The 21,512-nt window shown below is 65.1% G+C and carries 18 protein-coding genes; 8 read left to right on the top strand and 10 right to left on the bottom strand.

Features of this window, described 5'->3' with window-relative positions; genetic code table 11:
* Nucleotides 1-95: 95 nt before the first annotated feature.
* Nucleotides 96-1,979 (top strand): DEAD/DEAH box helicase, encoded by a 1,884-nt coding sequence (locus tag GYA95_RS25725; RefSeq protein WP_015272073.1) that lies wholly within the window; start codon nucleotides 96-98, stop codon nucleotides 1,977-1,979.
* Between the two features lie 139 nt (nucleotides 1,980-2,118).
* On the opposite strand, the gene GYA95_RS25720 is transcribed toward GYA95_RS25725, so the two are convergent.
* The 3 genes from GYA95_RS25720 to GYA95_RS25710 all read right to left on the bottom strand — a co-directional run bounded on the left by GYA95_RS25720 (nucleotide 2,119) and on the right by GYA95_RS25710 (nucleotide 5,391).
* A complete protein-coding gene (locus GYA95_RS25720; protein ID WP_013974517.1) occupies nucleotides 2,119-2,697 on the bottom strand; it encodes a YceI family protein in 579 nt (192 codons plus the stop codon).
* A 34-nt stretch (nucleotides 2,698-2,731) separates the two neighbouring features.
* Nucleotides 2,732-3,283: a cytochrome b gene (locus tag GYA95_RS25715; RefSeq protein ID WP_003257760.1), complete on the bottom strand. Its 552-nt coding sequence runs from the start codon at nucleotides 3,281-3,283 to the stop codon at nucleotides 2,732-2,734.
* Between the two features lie 254 nt (nucleotides 3,284-3,537).
* On the bottom strand, nucleotides 3,538-5,391 hold the full coding sequence (locus tag GYA95_RS25710; RefSeq protein WP_015272074.1) for a flavin monoamine oxidase family protein: 1,854 nt from the start codon (nucleotides 5,389-5,391) through the stop codon (nucleotides 3,538-3,540).
* A gap of 265 nt (nucleotides 5,392-5,656) precedes the next feature.
* Between GYA95_RS25710 and GYA95_RS25705 the strand changes: the two genes are divergently transcribed.
* Together GYA95_RS25705 and GYA95_RS25700 are read left to right on the top strand one after the other, a co-directional pair.
* Nucleotides 5,657-7,063, top strand: a complete 1,407-nt coding sequence (locus GYA95_RS25705; RefSeq protein WP_015272075.1) for an adenosylmethionine--8-amino-7-oxononanoate transaminase — start codon at nucleotides 5,657-5,659, stop codon at nucleotides 7,061-7,063.
* A 129-nt stretch (nucleotides 7,064-7,192) separates the two neighbouring features.
* Nucleotides 7,193-7,912: a 16S rRNA (uracil(1498)-N(3))-methyltransferase gene (locus tag GYA95_RS25700; RefSeq protein ID WP_015272076.1), complete on the top strand. Its 720-nt coding sequence runs from the start codon at nucleotides 7,193-7,195 to the stop codon at nucleotides 7,910-7,912.
* Here GYA95_RS25700 and trhA read toward each other — a convergent pair whose 3' ends face one another.
* From trhA to GYA95_RS25665, 7 genes are all read right to left on the bottom strand, one after another.
* On the bottom strand, nucleotides 7,913-8,530 hold the full coding sequence (trhA, locus tag GYA95_RS25695; RefSeq protein ID WP_013974522.1) for a PAQR family membrane homeostasis protein TrhA: 618 nt from the start codon (nucleotides 8,528-8,530) through the stop codon (nucleotides 7,913-7,915).
* A gap of 156 nt (nucleotides 8,531-8,686) precedes the next feature.
* Nucleotides 8,687-9,160 (bottom strand): chemotaxis protein CheW, encoded by a 474-nt coding sequence (locus tag GYA95_RS25690; RefSeq protein WP_015272077.1) that lies wholly within the window; start codon nucleotides 9,158-9,160, stop codon nucleotides 8,687-8,689.
* Complete coding sequence (locus tag GYA95_RS25685; protein ID WP_015272078.1) at nucleotides 9,153-14,105, bottom strand: hybrid sensor histidine kinase/response regulator; 4,953 nt, start codon at nucleotides 14,103-14,105, stop codon at nucleotides 9,153-9,155. Before GYA95_RS25685 ends, GYA95_RS25690 begins: the two co-directional genes overlap by 8 nt.
* Nucleotides 14,106-14,153: 48 nt before the next feature.
* Nucleotides 14,154-16,208: a methyl-accepting chemotaxis protein gene (locus GYA95_RS25680; protein WP_015272079.1), complete on the bottom strand. Its 2,055-nt coding sequence runs from the start codon at nucleotides 16,206-16,208 to the stop codon at nucleotides 14,154-14,156.
* 11 nt (nucleotides 16,209-16,219) lie between these two features.
* A complete protein-coding gene (locus GYA95_RS25675; protein ID WP_003257767.1) occupies nucleotides 16,220-16,774 on the bottom strand; it encodes a chemotaxis protein CheW in 555 nt (184 codons plus the stop codon).
* Nucleotides 16,771-17,136, bottom strand: a complete 366-nt coding sequence (gene pilH, locus GYA95_RS25670; protein WP_003257768.1) for a twitching motility response regulator PilH — start codon at nucleotides 17,134-17,136, stop codon at nucleotides 16,771-16,773. Before pilH ends, GYA95_RS25675 begins: the two co-directional genes overlap by 4 nt.
* A gap of 47 nt (nucleotides 17,137-17,183) precedes the next feature.
* Entirely contained in the window at nucleotides 17,184-17,585 is a 402-nt protein-coding gene (locus GYA95_RS25665; RefSeq protein ID WP_003257770.1) for a response regulator, read from the bottom strand.
* A 212-nt stretch (nucleotides 17,586-17,797) separates the two neighbouring features.
* On the opposite strand from GYA95_RS25665, the gene gshB reads away from it, so the two are divergent.
* From gshB to pyrR, 5 genes are all read left to right on the top strand, one after another.
* Entirely contained in the window at nucleotides 17,798-18,751 is a 954-nt protein-coding gene (gene gshB, locus GYA95_RS25660) for a glutathione synthase (RefSeq protein WP_015272080.1), read from the top strand.
* A 91-nt stretch (nucleotides 18,752-18,842) separates the two neighbouring features.
* Nucleotides 18,843-19,748, top strand: a complete 906-nt coding sequence (locus GYA95_RS25655; RefSeq protein WP_013974528.1) for an energy transducer TonB — start codon at nucleotides 18,843-18,845, stop codon at nucleotides 19,746-19,748.
* 178 nt (nucleotides 19,749-19,926) lie between these two features.
* A complete protein-coding gene (locus GYA95_RS25650) occupies nucleotides 19,927-20,496 on the top strand; it encodes a YqgE/AlgH family protein (RefSeq protein WP_015272081.1) in 570 nt (189 codons plus the stop codon).
* The gene (gene ruvX / locus GYA95_RS25645) at nucleotides 20,496-20,933 is read left to right on the top strand and encodes a Holliday junction resolvase RuvX (RefSeq protein WP_013974530.1); all 438 of its coding nucleotides are present in this window, start codon (nucleotides 20,496-20,498) and stop codon (nucleotides 20,931-20,933) included. Before GYA95_RS25650 ends, ruvX begins: the two co-directional genes overlap by 1 nt.
* Nucleotides 20,934-20,982: 49 nt before the next feature.
* Entirely contained in the window at nucleotides 20,983-21,501 is a 519-nt protein-coding gene (gene pyrR, locus GYA95_RS25640; protein WP_161551519.1) for a bifunctional pyr operon transcriptional regulator/uracil phosphoribosyltransferase PyrR, read from the top strand.
* Nucleotides 21,502-21,512 lie beyond the last annotated feature (11 nt).

The raw sequence follows: 21,512 nt of genomic DNA, 5'->3' as shown, positions 1-21,512 counted from the left end.
CCAGCTGGACCGGACGCGATCGCATCCCACCGATGCCCGTCGCGCCAGGCAGAACATCCCAAACGGGCCCAGCCCACACGAGAACAGGATTGCCCATGTCCTTTGCTTCCCTCGGTCTCTCCGAGGCTCTTGTCCGCGCTATCGAGGCTGCGGGCTATACCCAGCCGACCCCCGTGCAACAGCGGGCGATTCCCGCCGTGTTGCAAGGCCGCGACCTGATGGTCGCCGCACAGACAGGTACTGGTAAAACCGGCGGTTTCGCCCTGCCGATCCTCGAGCGCCTGTTCCCGGCCGGCCACCCCGACAAGTCGCAGCGCCATGGCCCGCGCCAACCTCGCGTGCTGGTCCTGACCCCGACCCGCGAACTGGCAGCCCAGGTGCATGACAGCTTCAAGGTCTATGCCCGTGACCTGCCACTGGTCAGCGCCTGCATTTTCGGCGGCGTCGGCATGAACCCGCAGATCCAGGCCATTGCCAAGGGTGTGGACGTGCTGGTCGCCTGCCCTGGCCGCCTGCTCGACCTGGCCGGCCAAGGCAAGGTTGACCTGGCCCACGTGGAAATCCTGGTGCTGGACGAAGCCGACCGCATGCTCGACATGGGCTTCATCCATGACGTCAAGAAAGTCCTCGCCCGCCTGCCGGCCAAGCGCCAGAACCTGTTGTTCTCGGCCACCTTCTCCAAGGACATCACCGACCTCGCCGACAAGCTCCTGCACAACCCGGAGCGAATCGAGGTCACCCCGCCGAACACTACCGTCGAGCGTATCGAGCAGCGCGTCTACCGCCTGCCCGCCAGCCACAAGCGCGCGCTGCTGGCGCACCTGATCACCCAGGGTGCCTGGGAACAGGTACTGGTGTTCACCCGCACCAAGCACGGCGCCAACCGCCTGGCCGAGTACCTGGAAAAGCACGGCCTGACCGCCGCCGCAATTCATGGCAACAAGAGCCAGAACGCTCGCACCAAGGCCTTGGCCGACTTCAAGGCCAACAGCGTGCGCGTACTGGTCGCCACCGACATCGCCGCCCGTGGCCTGGACATCGACCAGCTGCCGCACGTGGTCAACTTCGAGCTGCCGAACGTAGAGGAAGACTACGTCCACCGTATCGGCCGTACCGGCCGTGCCGGGCGTTCGGGCGAGGCCATTTCCATGGTCGCGCCGGATGAAGAGAAACTGCTCAAGAGCATCGAGCGGGTAACCAAGCAGAAGATTCCTGACGGCGACCTGATGGGTTTCGACGCCAGCCAGGTTGAAGCAGAAAAGCCTGAAGTACGCGAACGCCAGCAGAACAATGGCCGTGGTGGCCGTAACCAGCAGGCCCGCGGCGAAGGCGGCAAAGACGCCAACGGCGGCCGCAAGGACAAGGGCAAGGATAAAGGCAAGGCCAAGCAACAGGCTGCGGACAAGCCGGCCGACAAGGAAAAGAGCGGCGACAAGCAACAGCAGCAACGCAAGCCGCGTGACAAGAAGCCACGCCAGCAGCAACAGCAGGCCAGCAACGGCAGCGTGCCGAAAGTGCCTGCCGACCGTGATCCTGAAGAGTTCCTGGACGACGATATCGACAACTTCGGCAACCGTGCCGACTATGTCAGCCCGTACCAGGGCAAGAACCAGGGCCGGAATCGTCGCCCGGGTGCCAATGCCGGCCAAGGTCAGGGCCAGGGTAATGGCCGCAGCAACACCGGTGGCCAAGGTCGCAACAGCGGCCAGCAGCGCAACGGCGGTGGCGGCGAGAAACGTCCAGCCCGCGCTAACAACGGTGGCGGTGCCCGTCGTGATGGGGGTGGCCGTGGCCGCCCGGCCCGTGACGATGCTGCCCGGCAAGAGCCAGCCGTTCGCAACCCGCGCCAGCCGGAAAAACAGCCAGTGATCATCCGCAAGGAATCCAAGCTCGACCGTTACCCGACGCCTGAGCAGCTGGATGATCTGCCGAGCCGCCCGCGCGGTGAGCGCCCGGCGCTGTTGACCCGCAAGGGCTGACAGAAGCACCGAGGGGGCTGCTTCGCAGCCCTATCGCGACACAAGGCCGCTCCTACAGGGTTACGTAAATCCCTGTAGGAGCGGCCTTGTGTCGCGATAGGGCCGCAAAGCGGCCCCCTCGGTTTTCAGCAGGTAAGAATTACTTCTGCTTCACACCTTCAACACTGATATCCAGGTCCAGGGTCTGCGAGGTAGCGCCCGGGCCCTTGATGCCGAAGTCGTTCAGGTTCAGCGTGGTGGTAGCGTTGAAACCAGCGCGCTCGCCGCCCCATGGATCCTTGCCTTCACCGTTGAAAGTGGCCTTGAAGGTGACCGGCTTGGTCACACCGTGCATGGTCAGGTCGCCAGTCACGTCAGCAGTCTTGTCGCCAGTCGGCTTGACGCTGGTGGAGACGAACTTGGCTTCGGGATACTTCTTCACGTCGAGGAAGTCGGCGCTGGCAATGTGCTTGTCACGCTCGGCGTGGTTCGACCACAGGCTGGCGGTTTTCAGGTCGACGTTGATCTTGCTGGCTTCAGGCTTTGCACTGTCCCAGGTGAAGTTGCCGTCGAAGTCCTTGAAGGTACCGTGAATGAAGCTGTAGCCCAGGTGGCTGATCTTCCAGTCAACGAACGCGTGCTGGCCTTCCTTGTCGATCTTGTACTCGGCAGCCATGGCCTGGCCGGCGGAGAGCAGAGCGGTACCGAGCGCCAGAGCGGCAAAAGTCTTTTTCAACATCCTTACTTCCTTCCTTTGCAATTGAGGTTGAGAGTCAAGCTTTGCGGCCCAGCATGCGGGTCAGGGTCGCGTCACGGTCGATGAAATGGTGCTTGAGCGCTGCCAAGCCATGCAGCACGGCAAAAATCACCAAGCCCCAGGCCAGCCAGAGATGGATCACGCCTGCCAGGTCTGCCTGGTCGGGCAGGTCGCTGACCAGTGCCGGCACTTCGAACAGGCCAAACACCGGAATGCCGACACCGTCGGCGGTGGAAATCAGGTAACCGGCGATCATTACCGCGAACAGCCCCAGGTACAGGGCCAGGTGGCCCAACTTGGCTGCCAGGCGGGTGAATGCGCCGTGGCTGGCTGGTGCCGGTGGTGGCGGGCTGATGAAGCGCCAGAGCACCCGCAGCAGCATCACCGCCAGCAGCACCAGACCAATGCTTTTGTGCAGGTCCGGGCCGGCCTTGCGCCAAGGGCTGTAGTAGTCGAGGCCGACCATCCACAGGCCCAGGCCGAACAGGCCGAAGACTGCCAGAGCCACGCCCCAGTGCAGGACGATGCTGACCACGCCGTAGCGAGAAGGTGAATTGCGCAGTTGCATGTTGCGTGTTTCCCCGTGAAAGCTGTGCACAGACTAACGCGTAACGCATCGAATAAAAGCGTAAAAAACTGCTTTGGATTATCGATAAATACGATATGTATTCTGTAAGTTTCCCATTAAGGAAACATTAACGATAGACGGAGCGTTCGCGGTTGCCAGTGCCGCCCCTTTCGCAGCACAAGGCTGCTCCTACAGGACGGCGCAGAACCTGTAGGAGCAGCCTTGCGCTGCGAAGGGGCCAGCACTGTAATAAATCAACCCGCTTTGGCCTGAGTATTGGCCACAGCTTTCTTGGCCGGTTCGGACTTGGCAGTCGCTTTTTTGGTCTGGGCTGGCTTGTGCGCCGGTGCGCGCTTGGCAGGCGCAGCCTTGGTCGCAGCAGGCTTGGCCGCTGCTTCCTTGACCACAGGCGCTGGCGCAACCGGGGCCGGCGCGGCTTGCGGGGTTGGCGCAGGTGCCGGCGCCACTGCCTCGGCCTTGGCAATCGGCTCGGCCTTCACCTCAGGCTTGTCCGCCCCGCCAAAAAGGCGCTTGAAGAAGCCCGGCTTATCCTGCTTGGCCTCATCGACCGGCTTCGGCTCGGCCTTGACCGGGGCCTTGTCAGCCTTGTCGCCCTTGTCGGAAGAACCACCGAACATGTTGGAGAAGAACCCACCCTTGCTCTCCTTGGCCGCCACGGCGCCTGCAGCTGCTGCCGCCGCCACCGGTGCCGCCTTGGCCGGGTCGAACGACTTGCCGGCCAGCAGGTCCTGCACCTGGCTGGCCGCGCGCTGGCCACTGCGCAGGGCGCCTTCCAGGGTGCCTGGGTAGAGGGCGTCGGTATGCTCACCGGCAAAGGTGATGCGCTGCACCGGGCGCTCCCACAGGCGCCAGTACTTGCTGATCTGGCCCGGGCCATAGGCCAGGTAGGCGCCGCCGGTACCGGCGTCGGTGCTGTAGCGCTTGACCTCGTAGCCGGTGAACGAGCCACGGGCCTGTGGGTAGAACGCATGCAGGCGGATCAGCACCTGGTCGACCATCTGTTTGTCGCCGAACGCCTGCAGCAGGCGGGCGTTGTCGCCCGACAGGTTGATCACCACGTTGGCGCCACCCTTGAGCGCGGGTTCGATCCACAGCATGCCCAAGCCTGCGTTACTGAAGATTTCGCCCGACATGCGCGCCCGGCTTTCCCATACCGGCTTCTTGAACTTGAGCATCAGCTGGTCGCGCCAGCCATAGTTGGTACCCTTCAACGCCGCCAGGTGCTGGCTGTCCAGGCCCGGGGTCATCTGGATCTTGGCCAGGGCGCGCAGGGGCACGGCCATGACCAGGTAATCCGCCTGGTAGCCGACGCTGCCGACCTTGACCGTGACACCGTCCTTGTCCTGGACGATGGAGGTCACGGGTGAACTGGTCTTGATGGTCTTCAGTTGCTTGACGAACGCTTGGGCCAGCACCGGGCTGCCACCAGGCAGGCGCGCGGCACGCAGGTCACGGTCGCTGACGCCGCGATACACGCGGTTCTGCTGGGCAAAATACAGCAGCGACAGGCGCGATGGCTCATCGTAGCGGGTACGGATCTGCTGGTTGACCAGCTGGCGGGCGGTGGTCGGCAACTGCAGCTTGTCCAGCCAGGTGGAGACGTTGATCTGGTCGAGGGCGAACAGCGTGCTGTTGGCTTGCGGGTTCAGCGGGTCTTCGATCGAACGGGCCAAGTCATCAAGGGTTTTCTCGTAACGCTTGAGCGCCTCGGCAGTGGCCGGTTGCTTGGTAGCCAGGTCGGTGGCACTGAAATACTCGCCGTCGATCAGGTAACCGGGGGTACGCACGAACTCCGGTGCCGGCAGTGTTTCAAGTTTGAAACGGTCGAGGTACTGGTTGAGCACCGGCTGCGCCTTGGCGTTGCCGATCCACTCGCTGGTGGCCAGGCCCGAGCGCCCGCCCATGCCTGCCTTGGCTTCCAGCAGCGTCACCTGCCAGCCTTTGTTCTGCAGCTCGTAGGCGGCCGTCAGGCCCGCCAGGCCGCCACCCACGACGATCGCCGAAGGTGTCTTGTCCTTTGCCAGCGCGGCGCCGCTGGACACACCAATCAATACCAACGCGCACAGGCGCACCCAAGCAGCAGCCATGTCGGCGAACTCCGAGTCAGGGGGTTACAGAAACGTGGAGAGGCAGGAATGCCCCGGGAGAGATGCGTTAAGAATACGTCAGGTCTACCGACCCTGCCAGCGCAGTGACATCAAGTCCTTTTCGCCACAGACATTTTTGCCTGCAGCGTTTCCACGCGGTAGCAAGCGTAGCTGGCAACCCGATGAACAGCGGCGGTTGTCCTGCCCTGCGGCATTGCTTAGGCTTACGCGGTCGAACCAAGCCGCAAAGCCAGGAGAAGTGCCCATGGGCCTCAATGATCAGTGGATGCAACGCGACCTCAAGGTCCTGTGGCACCCCTGCACCCAGATGAAAGACCACGAGCAGCTGCCGCTGATCCCGATCAGGCGCGGCGAAGGCGTGTGGCTGGAAGACTTCGAAGGCAAGCGCTACCTGGATGCGGTGAGCAGCTGGTGGGTCAACGTGTTTGGCCACGCCAACCCGCGTATCAACCAGCGCATCAAGGACCAGGTCGACCAACTGGAGCACGTGATCCTGGCCGGTTTCAGCCACCAGCCGGTGATCGAGCTGTCCGAGCGCCTTGTAGCCATGACCCCGGCCGGCCTCGACCGGGTGTTCTATGCCGACAACGGTTCGTCGTGTATCGAAGTGGCGCTGAAGATGAGCTTCCACTACTGGCAGAACGTCGGCAAGCCGGGCAAGAAGCGCTTCGTCACCCTGACCAACAGCTACCACGGCGAAACCATCGCCGCCATGTCGGTCGGCGATGTGCCGCTGTTTACCGAAACCTACAAGGCGCTGCTGCTCGACACCCTCAAGGTGCCCAGCCCCGACTGCTACCTGCGCCCCGAAGGCACGAGCTGGGAAGAGCACTCGCGCACCATGTTCCAGGCCATGGAACAGACCCTGGCCGATCACCACGCCTCGATCAGCGCGGTGATCGTCGAACCGCTGATCCAGGGTGCCGGCGGCATGCGCATGTACCACCCGGTGTACCTCAAGCTGCTGCGCGATGCCTGCGACCGCTACGACGTGCACCTGATCCACGACGAAATCGCCGTGGGCTTCGGCCGCACCGGCACCATGTTCGCCTGTGAACAGGCCGGCATTCGCCCGGACTTCCTGTGCCTGTCCAAGGCCCTGACCGGCGGTTACCTGCCACTGGCCGCCTGCCTGACCACCGACAAGGTGTACCAGGCGTTCTACGACGACTACCCGACCCTGCGTGCGTTCCTCCACTCGCACAGCTACACCGGCAACCCGCTGGCCTGCGCCGCGGCGCTGGCGACCCTGGATATTTTCGAGCAGGACAACGTGATCGAGGCCAACAAGGCCCTGGCCACACGCATGGCCAGCGCCACCGCGCACCTGGTCGACCACGCGCATGTGGCCGAAATTCGCCAGACCGGCATGGCACTGGCCATCGAGATGGTCCAGGACAAGGCCGGCAAGGTCGCCTACCCGTGGCAGGAGCGTCGTGGCCTGAAAGTGTTCGAGCATGCCCTGACGCGTGGCGCCCTGCTGCGCCCGCTGGGCAGCGTGGTGTACTTCCTGCCGCCGTATGTGATTACGCCAGATCAGATCGACTTCCTGGCAGAAGTGGCCAGCGAAGGCATCGACATTGCCACCCGCGATAGCGTCAGCGTGGCCGTACCGGCCAACTTCCACCCCGACTTCCGCGACCCGGGCTAAGCCCGGAAGCCCGCCGCGTACTCTCTGGGAGCGGGTTCACCCGCGAATGCAATAGTGGAGTCACCGCCGCATTCGCGGGTGAACCCGCTCCCACAGGGACCACCTTCTCCCTTTAGCTTGAGCTCAACCATGAGACTGTCCCGCTTTTTCATCGACGCCCCCCTGAGCCTTGGCGAGCATGACCTGCCCGAAGCCCAGGCCCACTACATCGGCCGCGTACTGCGCATGGCCCCCGGCGACGCCGTGCAGCTGTTCGACGGCAGTGGCCAGGAATACCGCGGCCAGTTGCTCGAAGTGGGCAAGAAAACCGTGCGCGTCAGCCTCGACCAGGCCCTCGCCGGCCAGGCCGATTCACCACTGCACGTACACCTCGGCCAAGGCTTGTCCCGTGGCGAGCGCATGGACTGGGCGATCCAGAAAGCCACCGAGCTGGGCGCCAACGAAATCACCCCGATCGTCAGCGAACGCTGCGAAGTGCGGCTGAAGGACGAACGCGCCGACAAGCGCCTGGCCCACTGGCGCCAGGTGGCGATCAGCGCCTGCGAACAATGCGGCCGCTCGACCTTGCCGGTCATCCACCCGCCAGTGACCCTGGCCGAGTGGCTGAGCAGTGCCAAGGCCGACCTGAAACTGGTCCTGCACCCGGTGGCCGAACCGCTCACCAGCCATGCCAAGCCGGCCACCCTGGCCTTTCTGATCGGCCCCGAAGGCGGCCTGAGCGAAGCGGAGGTCGAGCAGGCCAAGGCTGCCGGTTTCCACGCCGCACGCCTCGGCCCACGCGTGCTGCGCACCGAAACCGCACCGGTGGTTGCACTGTCGGTGGCACAGCAACTGTGGGGTGACTTTTAACTAACGCACGTAGAACGACACCGCCACGAAATGCATGAGGCTGCCGGCGATCACGAACAGGTGCCAGATGCCATGCCAGTGGCGGAAGCGGCTGTCGAAGGCGAAGAAGATGATGCCGACGGTGTAGAACACCCCACCGGCAGCCAGCCAGGCAAAGCCGGCGCTACCGAGCGAGTGCAGCAGCGGCTTGACCGCCACCAGCACGATCCAGCCCATCACCGCATAGATGATGATCGACAGGATGCGCGCCTCGGAGCGCGGCTTGATCTCCTGCAACATGCCGATCACCGCCAGCCCCCAGACCACCCCGAACAGGCTCCAGCCCCAGGGCCCGCGCAGGCTGACCAGGCAGAACGGCGTGTAGCTGCCGGCGATCAGCAGATAGATCGACAGGTGATCGAGCTTGCGCATGATCACCTTCGCCCGCCCGCGAGTGCTGTGGTACAGGGTAGAAATGCTGTACAGCAACAGCAAGGTGCTGCCGTAGATGGAGAAACTGACGATCTTCCACGGGTCGCCCTGCAGGCCCGCGACCACGATCAGCCAGATGGCACCGATACAGGCCAGGACGGCACCGACCAGGTGGGTCCAGGCGTTGAAGCGTTCACCGTAGTACATGCAAACACAGACCTCCTGAGGTGGGCTGGGTTCCTGTTGTGATGCTGATGGCCTCTTCGCGGGCACGCCCGCTCCCACAGGTATCCACTTGCCTTGAAGTGTATGATTTTCCTGTGGGAGCGGGCGTGCCCGCGAAAGGGCCCTGTGCCTTACATCCTAACCAATCTCAGGTTGCAGTTCCGCGTCACGCACCAGCCGTTCCAGCCCGACCAGGTCCGGCACCCGCGCTACCTGTTCGCCCACCTGCACCGCCGCCAGTTCCAGGCGACCCAGCGCCACGTCCACGTAGTTCAGCTGGCTGTCCAGCTTGCAGGAGCGCGGTATGTCCTGCAGCAACAACGCCAGGTAGCGCAGGCCGGTATCACCCAAGGCATTGAGCACCACCACGCGTGCCCGCTCGCCGCAGGGTGTCTCGCCACCGCACGCGGCTTCGAAGCCGATCAGCGGCAGGCGCTGCTGGCGCCAGTCGATCCAGCCCAGGTGCCAGGCCGGCTCGCCGCGTTGGCACACCACGTTGCGCTGGCCACTCAACTCCGCCACCGCCACGTTGGGCAACACCAGGGTACGGTCGCCCAACGGCAGCAAAAGCCCGGTCAGGCTGCTGCGTTGGCCGGCGATCAGTTCAAGCATGGGTCTGGCTCCAGTGGGCAATGCTCTGCAACAGGACCGACTCCTGGTACGGCTTGCCCAGGTATTCGTTGACGCCGATGGCCATGGCACGGTCGCGGTGCTTCTGCCCGGTGCGCGAAGTAATCATTATGATCGGCAAGTCTTTCAGTCGTTCATCACGGCGGATACGTGTGGCCACCTCGAAGCCGTCCATGCGCGGCATCTCGATGTCCAGCAGCAACACATCGGGGCGGTGTTCTTCCAGCAGGGCCATTGCATCGACCCCGTCCTTGGCCGTCAGCACACTCATGCCGTGGCGTTCCAACAGGCGGCTGGTGACCTTGCGCACAGTCACCGAATCGTCCACCACCATTACCAGCAACGCCCGCCGTGGCGCCGGGCCGAACACCTGGCGCCGAGCCGCACCGCCACCCGGCAGGCGCGCCAGGCGCCGCTGCTGGCCACGCAACTGGCCCAGCAGGTCGAGAATCAGTACCACCCGACCATCGCCCAACAGCGTTGCCCCCGACAACCCGGCAACTGCGGCAAACTGCGGCCCCAGGCTCTTCACCACGATCTCGCGGCTGGGCGACAGGCTATCGGCCTGGATGGCGAACGACTGCTCCTGGGAATGCACCAGCAGCACCGGCAGCGGCACGCTCTGCCCGAGCAATGCCGGGCGCGGCATGCCCTGCAGCAGCTCACCCAGGTAGCGCAGCTCGTATTCGTGGCCGGCGTACACATAACGCGGGGCGTCCAGCTGGTAGCACGCCGCCAGTTCGGCCGGCGGCACGCGGACGATGCCCTCGATGGTATTCAGCGGAATGGCGTACTGCTCTTCGCCCAGGTGCACCATCAGCGCGCGGTTCACCGACACGGTGAACGGCAGGCGGATCAGAAAGCGCGCGCCCTTGCCCTGGGCTGACTCGATACTCATCGAGCCGCCCAGCTGCTTGACCTCCTCGTGCACCACGTCCATGCCCAGGCCACGCCCGGAAATCTGAGTAATCTTCTCGGCAGTGGAAAAGCCCGGGCGCAGAATGAATTGAAGGATCTCGTGATCGCTCAATTGCGCCTGCGGGTCTAGCAGGCCGCGCTTGATGGCCTTGCGGCGCACCGCTTCCAGTGGCACGCCGGCACCGTCGTCGGTCATTTCGATAACGATATCCGCGCCTTCGTGCAGCAGATTCAGGTGAATGGTGCCCTGCTCCGGCTTGCCCGCAGCCAGGCGCATTTCGCGGCTTTCCAGGCCATGGTCGACGGCGTTGCGCAGCATGTGCTCCAGCGGTGCCACCATACGTTCGAGCACGCTGCGGTCGAGTTCACCCTCGGCATTGCCGACCACCAGCTCCACCTGCTTGCCCAGCTCGCTGGCCACCTGCCGTACCACACGCTGCAAGCGCGGCACCAGGCGCTCGAAGGGTACCATCAGGGTAGCGGTCAGGCCTTCCTGCAACTGGCTGTTCACCCGCGCTTGCTGCTGCAGGAGGCTGTGGGCTTCCTGTGCGCGCTGTGCCAGGGTTTCCTTGAGGTCGAGCAAATCCGAGGCGGACTCGAACAAGGCCCGCGACAGCTGCTGCAGTTGCGAGTGGCGGTCCATTTCCAGCGGGTCGAAGTCGTCATAGGCATCGCCTTCGAACTGCTGCCGGCTGGACATCCGCCCTTGGGTCTCGATATCCAGGCGCAGCAACTGGTCGCGCATGCGCTCGAGGGTGGTTTCCATCTCGTTGAGGGTGAACTGCGCATCGTTCACCTGCTGCTCGATGCGCCCACGGATGATCGAGTGCTCACCGGCCAGGTTGCCCAGGTCGTCGAGCAGCTCGGCATCGACCTTGACCATGTCGCCCGGTGCCCGCTCCGGTGCCACCGCCGGGGCCTCACTGGTTGCGGCTTCGACCGGCCCCTGGCCGGCGGCGCTATCGGCCAGGGCCGAGAAGCTGAAGTTGCGGATGTAGTCGATCAGCGCGGTGGCGGCATGCAGCGGTTGCCCCAGGCGCACGGCATCGAGCATGTGCGCCAGGCGGTCATGGCAGTTCTGCAGCAAGGCGAACAGTGGCGCGCTCGGTGGCATACGGCCTGCGGCCAGCAGTTCGTAGAGAAACTCCAGCTCGTGGGCCAGGTCGCCGATCGGCGCAATTTCGACCATGCGCGCCACACCCTTCAGGGTGTGCAGGTCGCGCATCAGGTTGTCCACCTCGACACTGTTGCGCGGGTCGGCCTGCCAGCGCGCCAGGGCTGCGGCGGCACTCTCGACGATGTCCGAGCTTTCTTCGAGGAAGACTTCCAGCAGCTCTTCGCCTGGGCTTTCCGGCTCTTCGACCAGCGGCTCGGCCACAACCGGCAGCAAGGGGTTGTGCGCAGGCCCCAGGCCAAGGGTATCGGCCAGGTCCATGTCCGGATGCAACGGCGTGACCGTGTCGATGCCCACCAGGCCAGTGGCCTCCGGTGCCAGGGCCTGGCCAAGCAGGTGGCGCAGGCTGTCGACCAGCTCTGGCCTTGGCGGGATGTCCTGCCCGGCCGCCACTTCGTCGAGCATGTCCAGCAGTGCTTCATGGGCCCGCTGCACGTGGGCGAAGAACCGTGCATCGGCGGGCAGGCTGCCCTCCTCCACGGCGCCGTACAAGTCGAGCAAGGCCTCGCACACGTCATCCATCTGCCACAGGTCGGCCAGATGCGCGGCGTGGCCCAGGGTAGTCAGTTCGTCGAGCAGGGTGTCCAGCGCATCGCGCTGGCCGGGCTGTTCCTGCCAGCGCGACAGCAACGACTCGGCATCAAGCAGGATATCCATGGCCTGGGCCAGGAAACTGGCAATCGATTGCGGGTCGCGCTTGCTGCGCCGCCCATGCTGCGGGTCGTCATGCAAGCTGGCCAGGTGCCCGTCAACCGCCTGGCCGACCTGCTCGATCAGTTCTGCGGCACCGGGGATGGCTGCCAACGGCGTGCTGTCGAGTTGCACCAGGCCCAGGTGGAACAGCGAGCGCGCAGCTTCCAGCCATTCGATCTCGGCCATTCGCAGGGGCAGTTGGTGGCCCTTGTATTCACGTGCCAGGCGGTCGAAGGCGGTGGCCAGTTCGGCGACCGGCATCACCCCGGCCATGGCGGCACTGCCCTTGAGCGTGTGCAGGGCGCGCTGCAGGCCATCGCTGACCTGCGTATCGTGGCCGTCGGCGCCCTGCAGGAAAGCATCCAGGCTGGCCAGGTGGCCCTGCGCCTCGCTGCGGAAAATGTCGAGCAGTTGCGGATCGAGGCCGTCGATGTCGGCCGCCACCGGGGCATCGTTTTCGGCGAGGGCATGCAGGTGCCCGGCCAGTTGCTCGATTTCCGTCAGTTGCGGCAACTGGCCTGCGGCGAAGTCGGCCAGCAGGTCGGGCAGGTAGACGAATACCTGCTGCAGGGCCACCACGCCTTCCGGGCTGAGCACGCTGCGGCCCTCGAGTACCCGGTTCAGCAGGTGTTCTGCGCCCCAGGCCAGCTCGGCCACCGCCTCGGCATGCACCATGCGGCCGCTGCCCTTGAGCGTATGCAAGGCGCGGCGTACTTCTCCCAGTGCCTCGCGCTGCTGGTTGTCGGCACGCCAGCGCAACCAGTGGCGCTCGATTTCAGGCAGCAGTTCACCGGCCTCGTCGAGAAACACTTCACGCAGCTCGTCATCGATGCCATCAGCGCTGCCATCCTGGCCTGCGGTGGCCTCGACCATCGCGCAGTGCACACCCAGTGTCGCCAGGCTGGCGCGCGCCATGTCGATGAAGGGCTGGCCATCCGCCAATGGGTCCGCCACCCGCCATTGCAGGTAGCATTCGGCGGCGCTCAGAGCCTCGGCCAAGTGCGTCAGCTCATCGGCTGGCGGCTCCACCTCCAGGTGCTGCAGCCAACGCTGCACATAGCTGGCGCAACCGGCAAACAGCTCGGCCACGGTCGGCAGCATCAACATCGCCAGTGCACCACGAATCTGCTGCAACAGCCCTGGCAAAGGTTGCAGGCGTTGCCGAGGCCAGCCGGATTCCAGGCAATCGCCGATCAGGTCCTTGGCCTGCTGCAGCACATTCAGCGACTCGTTCAACACCAGCTGGCGGATTTCGGCCAGGTCCGAGCCCGGCAGGCCGCCCTGGCCGTTTTCCTCCAGCGGGCCGACCATGCCATTGAGCGTGGCCTCCACGTACAGCAGGGCCCCCGCTACATCCATCAACACCGCGTCGTCCACGGCCCGCTCGCCCTGGGCCAGGGCCTGCAGCGCCAGCACCTGGTCGATGATCACCCGGCGTGGCTGCTGGAAGCCAAGCACCGCCAGGGTGTCGGCCACGTGGCGCAGCGGTGCCAGCAGGGCATCAAGTTGCTCGCTGTGCTGGCGATCGCCACGCACGAACTGGTCCAGGCGCTCCTTGATGCGCATCAGGTCGTCGCACAGCGCGGTCACCACCGAGCGCAGGGCATCGCGGCCAGGCCCTGCCTGCAGCTGCTCGCGCCAGTTGCCCAGCGACAGGTCGAGGTTGGCCAGGTCGTCGGCACCGGCAAAGCGTTGGGTGGCGCCGCTGATCAGGCTGGCCTGGGCCAACGGCTCCTCGCCACGGCAGGCACGCAGTTGGTTGAGCAGCGGCAGCATCACCAGTGGCAGGTCGTGGCGGGCGCCGCGTAGGCGCTCCAGATACGACGGCAGTTGCTCCAGGCCGCGAAACAAAGCGCCCAGGCAATCACCGCGGGGGCTGACCTGACCATCGGCCAGGGCCTTGGCGAACAGCTCCAGTTCTTCAGCCAGGCGCGTGGCACCGCGCAGTTCGAGCATGCGCAGGCAGCCGTGCACCTGGTGCAGGTTGTCTACCACGAATGCCAGCATCGACAGGTCGCCAGGCTCGCCGGCAAAGCGCTCCAGCGCCTGGCGCGCCTGGCCCAGGCAGTCGAGGATGGCGGCTTTGGTCCAGGCCAGCGCCACGGTGTCGTGGCGCTCGGGGCTTACAGCTGCTACAGCCATGGGCATTCCTCGGCGCGGCTTTTCAGTAGAGCTCATCAGTAGGGCTCTTCACTTGGGCTCTGCTGGTGGCGGCAGGGTGAACCCGGACACCGAACGGCGCATCTCGCTGGCCATGCGTGCCAGGTGGCGGATGCTGTCGGCAGTGGCGCCGGAGCCGGCGGAGGTCTGCGCGGTAATCTGCTGGATGACCGCCATGGTGTGGGAGATCTGCCCGGCAGACGAAGTCTGCAGCTGGGCGGCATCGGAGATGCTGTGGATAAGGTCGGCGAGGTTCTGCGAGACGCCTTCGATCTCGGCCAGCGCCACCCCGGCATCCTGGGCAAGGCGGGCACCGCGCACCACCTCGGCGGTAGTCTGCTCCATGGAGATCACCGCCTCGTTGGTGTCGGCCTGGATGGTGCGCACCAGCGCTTCGATCTGCCGGGTGGCCGATGACGAGCGCTCGGCCAGGCGCTGCACTTCGTCGGCGACCACGGCGAACCCACGGCCGGCCTCGCCGGCCAGCGAGGCCTGGATCGCCGCGTTGAGGGCGAGGATGTTGGTCTGGTCGGCAATGTCGTCGATCAGGCTGACGATATCGCCGATTTCCTGGGAGGACTCACCGAGGCGCTTGATCCGTTTGGCGGTGTCCTGGATCTGTTCGCGAATGTTGTCCATGCCGTTGATGGTGTTGTGCACCACCTCGTTGCCCTTGTTGGCGATCGCCACCGAGCGCTCGGCCACCTTGGCCGACTCGTAGGCATGCGCCGAAACCCGGTCGATCGATTCGACCATGTCGCCAACCGCCTCGGAAGCCTCGCTGATCTGCTCGGCCTGGTGCTCCGAGGCCTTGGCCAGCTGGCGTGCGGTGTTCTGTGTGTCCTGCACGGCGGCAGCGACCTGCATGGCACTGTGGTTGATGGTGGCGACCAGGTCGCGCAATTGGTCCACGGAATAGTTGATCGAGTCGGCAATGGCGCCAGTGAAGTCTTCGGTCACCGATACGGTCACGGTCAGGTCGCCGTCAGCCAGCTCTTCGATTTCGTCGAGCAGGCGCATGATCGCCTGCTGGTTGCGTTCGTTCTTTTCCGCCGTCTCACGCAGCTGGCGGTTGGTGGTGCGTACCATGACCAGGCCGATGAGGATGATCGAAGCCAGCGCCAGAAGGCCCAGGACATAGCCGCCGACGGTGTCGAGCGTGCGCCCGCCGGCCAGGTTCTCGAAACCGTTGGCCAGGTGCGAGGCCTCGTCGAGCAGGGTTTGCGACAGGCTGAAGATGTTGCCCGCAGCCTCGCGCACGCGGAACAGTTCCGGCGAGGTTTCGAGGATTTCATCCACCGAGCCGGCAACGAACTGGAACAGCTCTGCAATTTCAGCCAGGCGCGCACGGGCATCGGCGTCCTCGACACGGGTCACCTGGATCGCCGCGTTGCCACTGAGCATGCCCTCGAGCACCTGGCCGAAGCGCCCGGCATCGCGGCCGAAGGCATCCGCCGCCTGGGCCGCGGCGTCGTCACCGGCCAGCACAGTGTTGACCGAGCCGAGAATGCGTTCGGCCAGCAGCAACTGGCGCTGGGCCACCGCCACCTGGCTGGCCGGGGCGCCACTCTGCAGCAGGATCTCGACCACTTTCTCGTATTCCACCTGCAACTGCGGCACGGTCTCGGCCAGGGTCGCCGCCACCTGGTGCAGCGACAGCACGGTCTGCTCGCTGGCCAGGATGGTGTCGGTGTTCTTGCGCAGGTTTTCCCAGTCGCGGCGTACCGCTTCCATTTCGTCACGCACCATGGGCGGCGCAGGTGGCAGGCCGGTGGACTTGTCACCTTCACGCAGGTAGCCCCAGCGCCGTTCGAAATCGTTGCGCGCGTCCGACAGCAGCTTGAAGGCCAGGGCCTTGCCGGTGGCGGCTTCGGTGGCGTTCTTGGCGATGCGCTGCGACAGCACCCGCAGTTCGCCGGCGTGGCCGATGTACTGCTTGTCGTAGTTGGACTGGGTGTTCAGGTAGGCAAAGTTGGCGAACAGCAGAATGATCGACAGGATCAGGATCAGGAACAGCACGGTGATCTGCGCGATGCTGCGGGTACGTGGGGTCACGGTGGTGACGGGGGTGGCAGGCTTGTTCACGTTCGCAGGTCCTATAACGCCACATCGAGAAAGCCCGGCGCCTGGGCCAGGGCGAAGGGGCTGAAGATCGCCCAGTTGCGTTCACGCGGGAAGTGCCCCTGCACGAAAGGTGCAGCGGCGCGGATCAGGGGCTGTGGCGGCGACAGTTGCAGGCTGTCGAGGGCAAAGTGCTGCAGGCCCAGCACCTCGTCTACCAGCAGGCCGACGAACAGGTCCTCGTGGTCCAGCACCAGCACCCGCCGCTGCTTGCCCGGGGCGGCGTGGCCCAGGCCGAAGAAACTGCTCAGGTCCATCACCGGTAGCAGCCGTCCGCGCAGGTTGGCTACCCCGCACACCCACGGCTGCACGCCGGGGACGCGGCTGCTGCGCGGTTCGCGCAGCACCTCGGCAACCTCGCCCATGGGCGCGACGAACCATTGCCCGGCTATGCGGAAGCCGATGCCGCTCCACTGTTGCAGGCGGTTGTCCTGCGGCGGCTGGTCGGCGACCAGCAGGCGGCAGCGCCGGTCGATGTCCAGCAACAACTCGAAGGCGGTCAGCGACGCGCCCTGCGGGCGGGTGGTCAAGCCCCGAGCACTTCTTTGAGCTTGGCGATCAGCGCGTCCTCTTCCACCGGCTTGGTCAGGAAGTCACGAGCGCCCTGGCGCGTGGCCCAGATACGGTCGGTTTCCTGGTCCTTGGTGGTGACCACGATCACCGGGATGGTGCTGGTTTCCGGGTCCTTGCTGAGCTGACGGGTTGCCTGGAAGCCGTTCATGCCGGGCATCACGATGTCCATCAACACCGCGTCGGGCTTGTCCTGCCGTGCCAGGGCCACGCCATCGGCACCGTTGTTGGCCTTGAGCACCTGGTAGCCGTGCTTTTCCAGCCATTCGGTCAATCGGTACATCTCTGTCGGCGAGTCGTCGACAATCAGAACTCGGGCCATGCTGGTTCCCCATCAGGAAAGAAAGACCGTGCCATGGCGAGGCGCGGTCAGGGTGCGTGTTGTTGGGCTGCGGCAAAACCGGGCACGTGGGCGCGGATCGCGTCGAGCAGTTCTTCCTTGCTGAACGGTTTGGTCAGGAACTGGTCGGAGCCGACCACCCGGCCGCGGGCCTTGTCGAACAGGCCGTCACGTGACGACAGCAGAATGACCGGGGTGTCCTTGAAGGCACTGTTGTGCTTGATCACCGCGCAGGTCTGGTAGCCGTCCAGGCGCGGCATCAACACATCGACGAAGATGATGCTGGGCTGGTGGTCGACGATCTTGGCCAGGGCATCGAAGCCATCGCTGGCGGTGATCACCTCGCAGCCCGCTTCACCGAGCAACATCTGTGCGGTGCGGCGGATCGTGCGCGAGTCGTCGATCACCATCACCTTCAGGGGTTGTTCCATCACTTGGGCTACCGTCGCTGCTTATGCCGAATTCCTGGAGCTGCTGCGCAGCCCCAAAGGCCTGTTGTATAGCGCTATGACTGGCATTTTTAGCACACTCCGGGTGGCCGTTCCATCTGCGGCGCCCCTTGACCGGCGGCGTTCACGGCGCCACCCTGAGCCACTTTTCTTTCGATCCATCGCGGCCACGTGCCGCCAAGAGGAACCACCCCATGAGCGTTCGCCTCGGCATTGTCATGGACCCCATCGCGTCCATCTCCTACAAGAAGGACAGCTCGCTGGCCATGCTGCTGGCCGCACAGGCGCGCGGCTGGAGCCTGTTCTACATGGAACAGCGAGATATGTACCTGGGCGCCGGCCAGGCCCGTGCGCAGATGCGCCCGCTGAAAGTGTTTGCCGACCCGGCCCGCTGGTTCGAGCTGGGCGAGGAGCAGGACAGCGCGCTGGCCGAGCTGGACGTGATCCTGATGCGCAAGGACCCGCCCTTCGACATGGAGTTCGTCTACAGCACCTACCTGCTGGAGCAGGCCGAGCGCGAGGGGGTACTGGTGGTCAACCGCCCGCAGAGCCTGCGCGACTGCAACGAAAAACTGTTCGCCACCCAGTTCCCGCAGTGCATGGCGCCTACCCTGGTCAGCCGCCGTGTCGACATCCTGCGCGAGTTCGCCGACAGCCGTGGTGACGTAATCCTCAAGCCGCTGGACGGCATGGGCGGCGCCTCGGTGTTCCGTCACCGCAAGGACGACCCTAACCTGTCGGTGATCCTCGAGACCCTGACCCAGCACGGCGGCCAGCAGATCATGGCGCAGGCCTACCTGCCCGAGATCAAGGACGGCGACAAACGCATCCTGATGATCGACGGCGAGCCGGTGGACTACTGCCTGGCGCGTATCCCGGCCAGCGGCGAGACCCGTGGCAACCTTGCCGCCGGCGGCCGTGGCGAAGCACGCCCGCTGACCGACCGCGACCGCTGGATCGCCGCCCAGGTCGGCCCGACCCTGCGCGAGAAGGGCCTGACGTTCGTGGGCCTGGACGTGATCGGCGACTACCTCACCGAAATCAACGTCACCAGCCCCACCTGCATCCGCGAGATCGATGCCGCCTACAACACCGATATCGGCGGGCAATTGATGGATGCCATTGATCGCCAGCTGAAGGCGCGCTGACCGCCGACGCACGGCAACAACCCAGAGTGGGGTATGATGCGGGTCCTTTTAGCCTGGCCTGCTGCCCCGCCCTGCGGTTGCTGGAAACCCGATGACGCTGCCCGCTGACATCCCCGCCGACCTGCTGCCCCCCCGTGTTCGCCCGGTGGACCGGCTCGGCTTTACCCTGTTCCTGGCTGCCCTGGTGCACCTGGCGCTGATCCTCGGCGTCGGCTTCAGCGTGGTCAAGCCTGCAGAAATCCGCCACACCATGGACATCACCCTGGCCACCTTCAAGAGCGAGAAACCGCCGGAGAAGGCCGATTTCCAGGCCCAGGACAACCAGCAGGGCAGCGGCACCCTGGACAAGAAAGCGGTGCCCAAGACCACCGAACTGGCACCGTTCCAGGACAGCAAGATCAACAAGATCACCCCGCCACCCGCCGCGAAGCCCGAGGTGGTACCGCCCCCTGTCCCGCAGAAGTCGGCGGTAGTGACCACGGCGCCCAAGCCGCAGAAGGTCGAGCCCAAACCCAGGGAAAGCAAACCGCAGCCCAAGCCGGCAGCCCCGGCACCGGACTTCGACAGCTCGCAGTTGTCCAGCCAGATCGCCAGCCTGGAGGCGGAGCTGTCCAACGAACAGCAGATGTACGCCAAGCGCCCGCGCATCCATCGGCTCAACGCCGCCTCGACCATGCGCGACAAGGGTGCCTGGTACAAGGAGGAGTGGCGCAAGAAGGTCGAGCGGGTGGGCAACCTGAACTACCCCGATGAAGCGCGCCGGCAACAGATCTACGGCAACCTGCGCATGATGGTGTCGATAAACCGCGATGGCTCGCTGTACGAGGTACTGGTGCTGGAGTCGTCCGGGCAACCGGTGCTTGACCAGGCGGCGCAGCGCATCGTGCGGCTGGCGGCGCCGTTTGCGCCGTTTACCGGGGACCTGGCCGAGTTTGACCGGCTGGAGATCATCCGCACCTGGCGCTTTGCCCGTGGGGACCGTTTGTCCAGTAACTGAATCAGGGCCGCTTCGCGCCCCATCGCCGGCAAGCCAGCTCCCACAGGGATAGCATGTGGCTTGAGATCGATGCGATCGGTGTGGGAGCTGGCTTGCCGGCGATGGGCTGCACAGCAGCCCCAAAACAGCCATGCCGAGCACCTTGTCAGCCTCGCCACCTGGCGCCACACTATCCCCCATGAAAACCCTCACGCCGAGCTACCTCAAGCATCAGTTCCTGATCGCCATGCCACACATGGCCGATCCGAACTTCGCCCAGACCCTCACGTACATCGTCGAGCACAACGCCCATGGCGCCATGGGCCTGGTGGTCAACCGGCCGCAGGAGCTGAACCTGGCCGACATCCTCGAGCAGCTGCGCCCGGACGAAATGCCACCGGCCAGCACCTTGCAGGTGCCGATCTACCAAGGTGGCCCGGTACAGACCGACCGTGGCTTCGTACTGCACAGCAGCGAATGCAGTTTCCAGGCCACCGTGGCGCTGGAAGGGCTGTCGCTGACCACCTCGCAGGATATATTGCTTGCCATCGCCGCCGGGGTAGGCCCGAAACAGAGCCTGATCACCCTGGGCTATGCCGGCTGGGAAGCGGGCCAACTGGAAGCGGAGCTTGCCGACAACGCCTGGCTCAACTGCCCGTTCGACCCGGAAATCATCTTCGGCCTGACCAGCGACCTGCGCCTGGAAGCCGCCGCCGCCAGCCTGGGGATCAACCTGAACCTGCTGACCAGCCAGGCGGGCCACGCCTGATGGCCGAACTGCACCCTGAACTGCGTCTGCTGCTGGGCTTCGACTACGGCAGCAAACAGATCGGCGTAGCCGTCGGCCAGGTGGTTACCGGCCAGGCCCGCGAGCTTTGCACACTGAAAGCACAGAACGGCGTGCCGGACTGGGCCCAGGTGGAAAAGCTGATTGCCGAATGGAAGCCCGACGCCATCGTCGTCGGCCTGCCGCTAAACATGGACGGCACCCCCAGCGAAATGAGCGCCCGCGCAGAAAAGTTCGCCCGCCGCCTGAACGGCCGCTTCAACCTGCCCGTGCACACCCACGACGAACGCCTGACCACCTTCGAGGCCAAGGGCGAGCGCATGGCCCGTGGCGGCCAGCGCGGCAGCTACCGCGACAACCCGGTCGATGCCATCGCCGCCGCCCTGTTGCTGCAAGGCTGGCTGGAGGCCAATACCTGATCATCTTTGCCGCCGGCCCCGCCCGGCGCACCCTTCCGAGGAGCCCGCAATGAGCCTACCCAATCCCGCCGACCTGATTCGGCAGATGGCTGTCGACCTTCGTGCCCACCTGGCGCGCCGGGCAATTACCGAACCGCGCTACATCGGTATCCGCACCGGCGGCGTCTGGGTTGCCCAGGCCCTGCAGGAAGCCATGGGCGACACCAGCCCCATGGGCACTCTGGACGTCTCGTTCTATCGCGACGACTTCAGCCAGAACGGCCTGCACCCGCAAGTGCGCCCGCCCGAGCTGCCGTTCGAGGTCGAGGGCCAGCACCTGGTGCTGGTGGATGACGTGCTGATGAGCGGCCGCACGGTACGCGCCGCGCTCAACGAACTGTTCGATTATGGCCGCCCGGCCAGCGTCACTCTGGTCTGCTTGCTGGACCTGGATGCCGGCGAACTGCCAATCCGCCCGAATGTACTCGGCGCCACCCTGTCGCTGCCCCCCCATGAACGGGTAAAATTGACCGGACCCGCACCGCTCGCCCTCGAGCGCCAGGACCTCGCCTCCGCTTCCGCCCTTTAAGAGTCCCCCGC

The sequence above is a fragment of the Pseudomonas asiatica genome, from assembly GCF_009932335.1.
Classification (GTDB): Bacteria; Pseudomonadota; Gammaproteobacteria; order Pseudomonadales; family Pseudomonadaceae; genus Aquipseudomonas; species Aquipseudomonas asiatica.
Note: the sequence above shows the minus strand (reverse complement) of the source record. Positions and strands in the feature narration are given on the sequence as shown.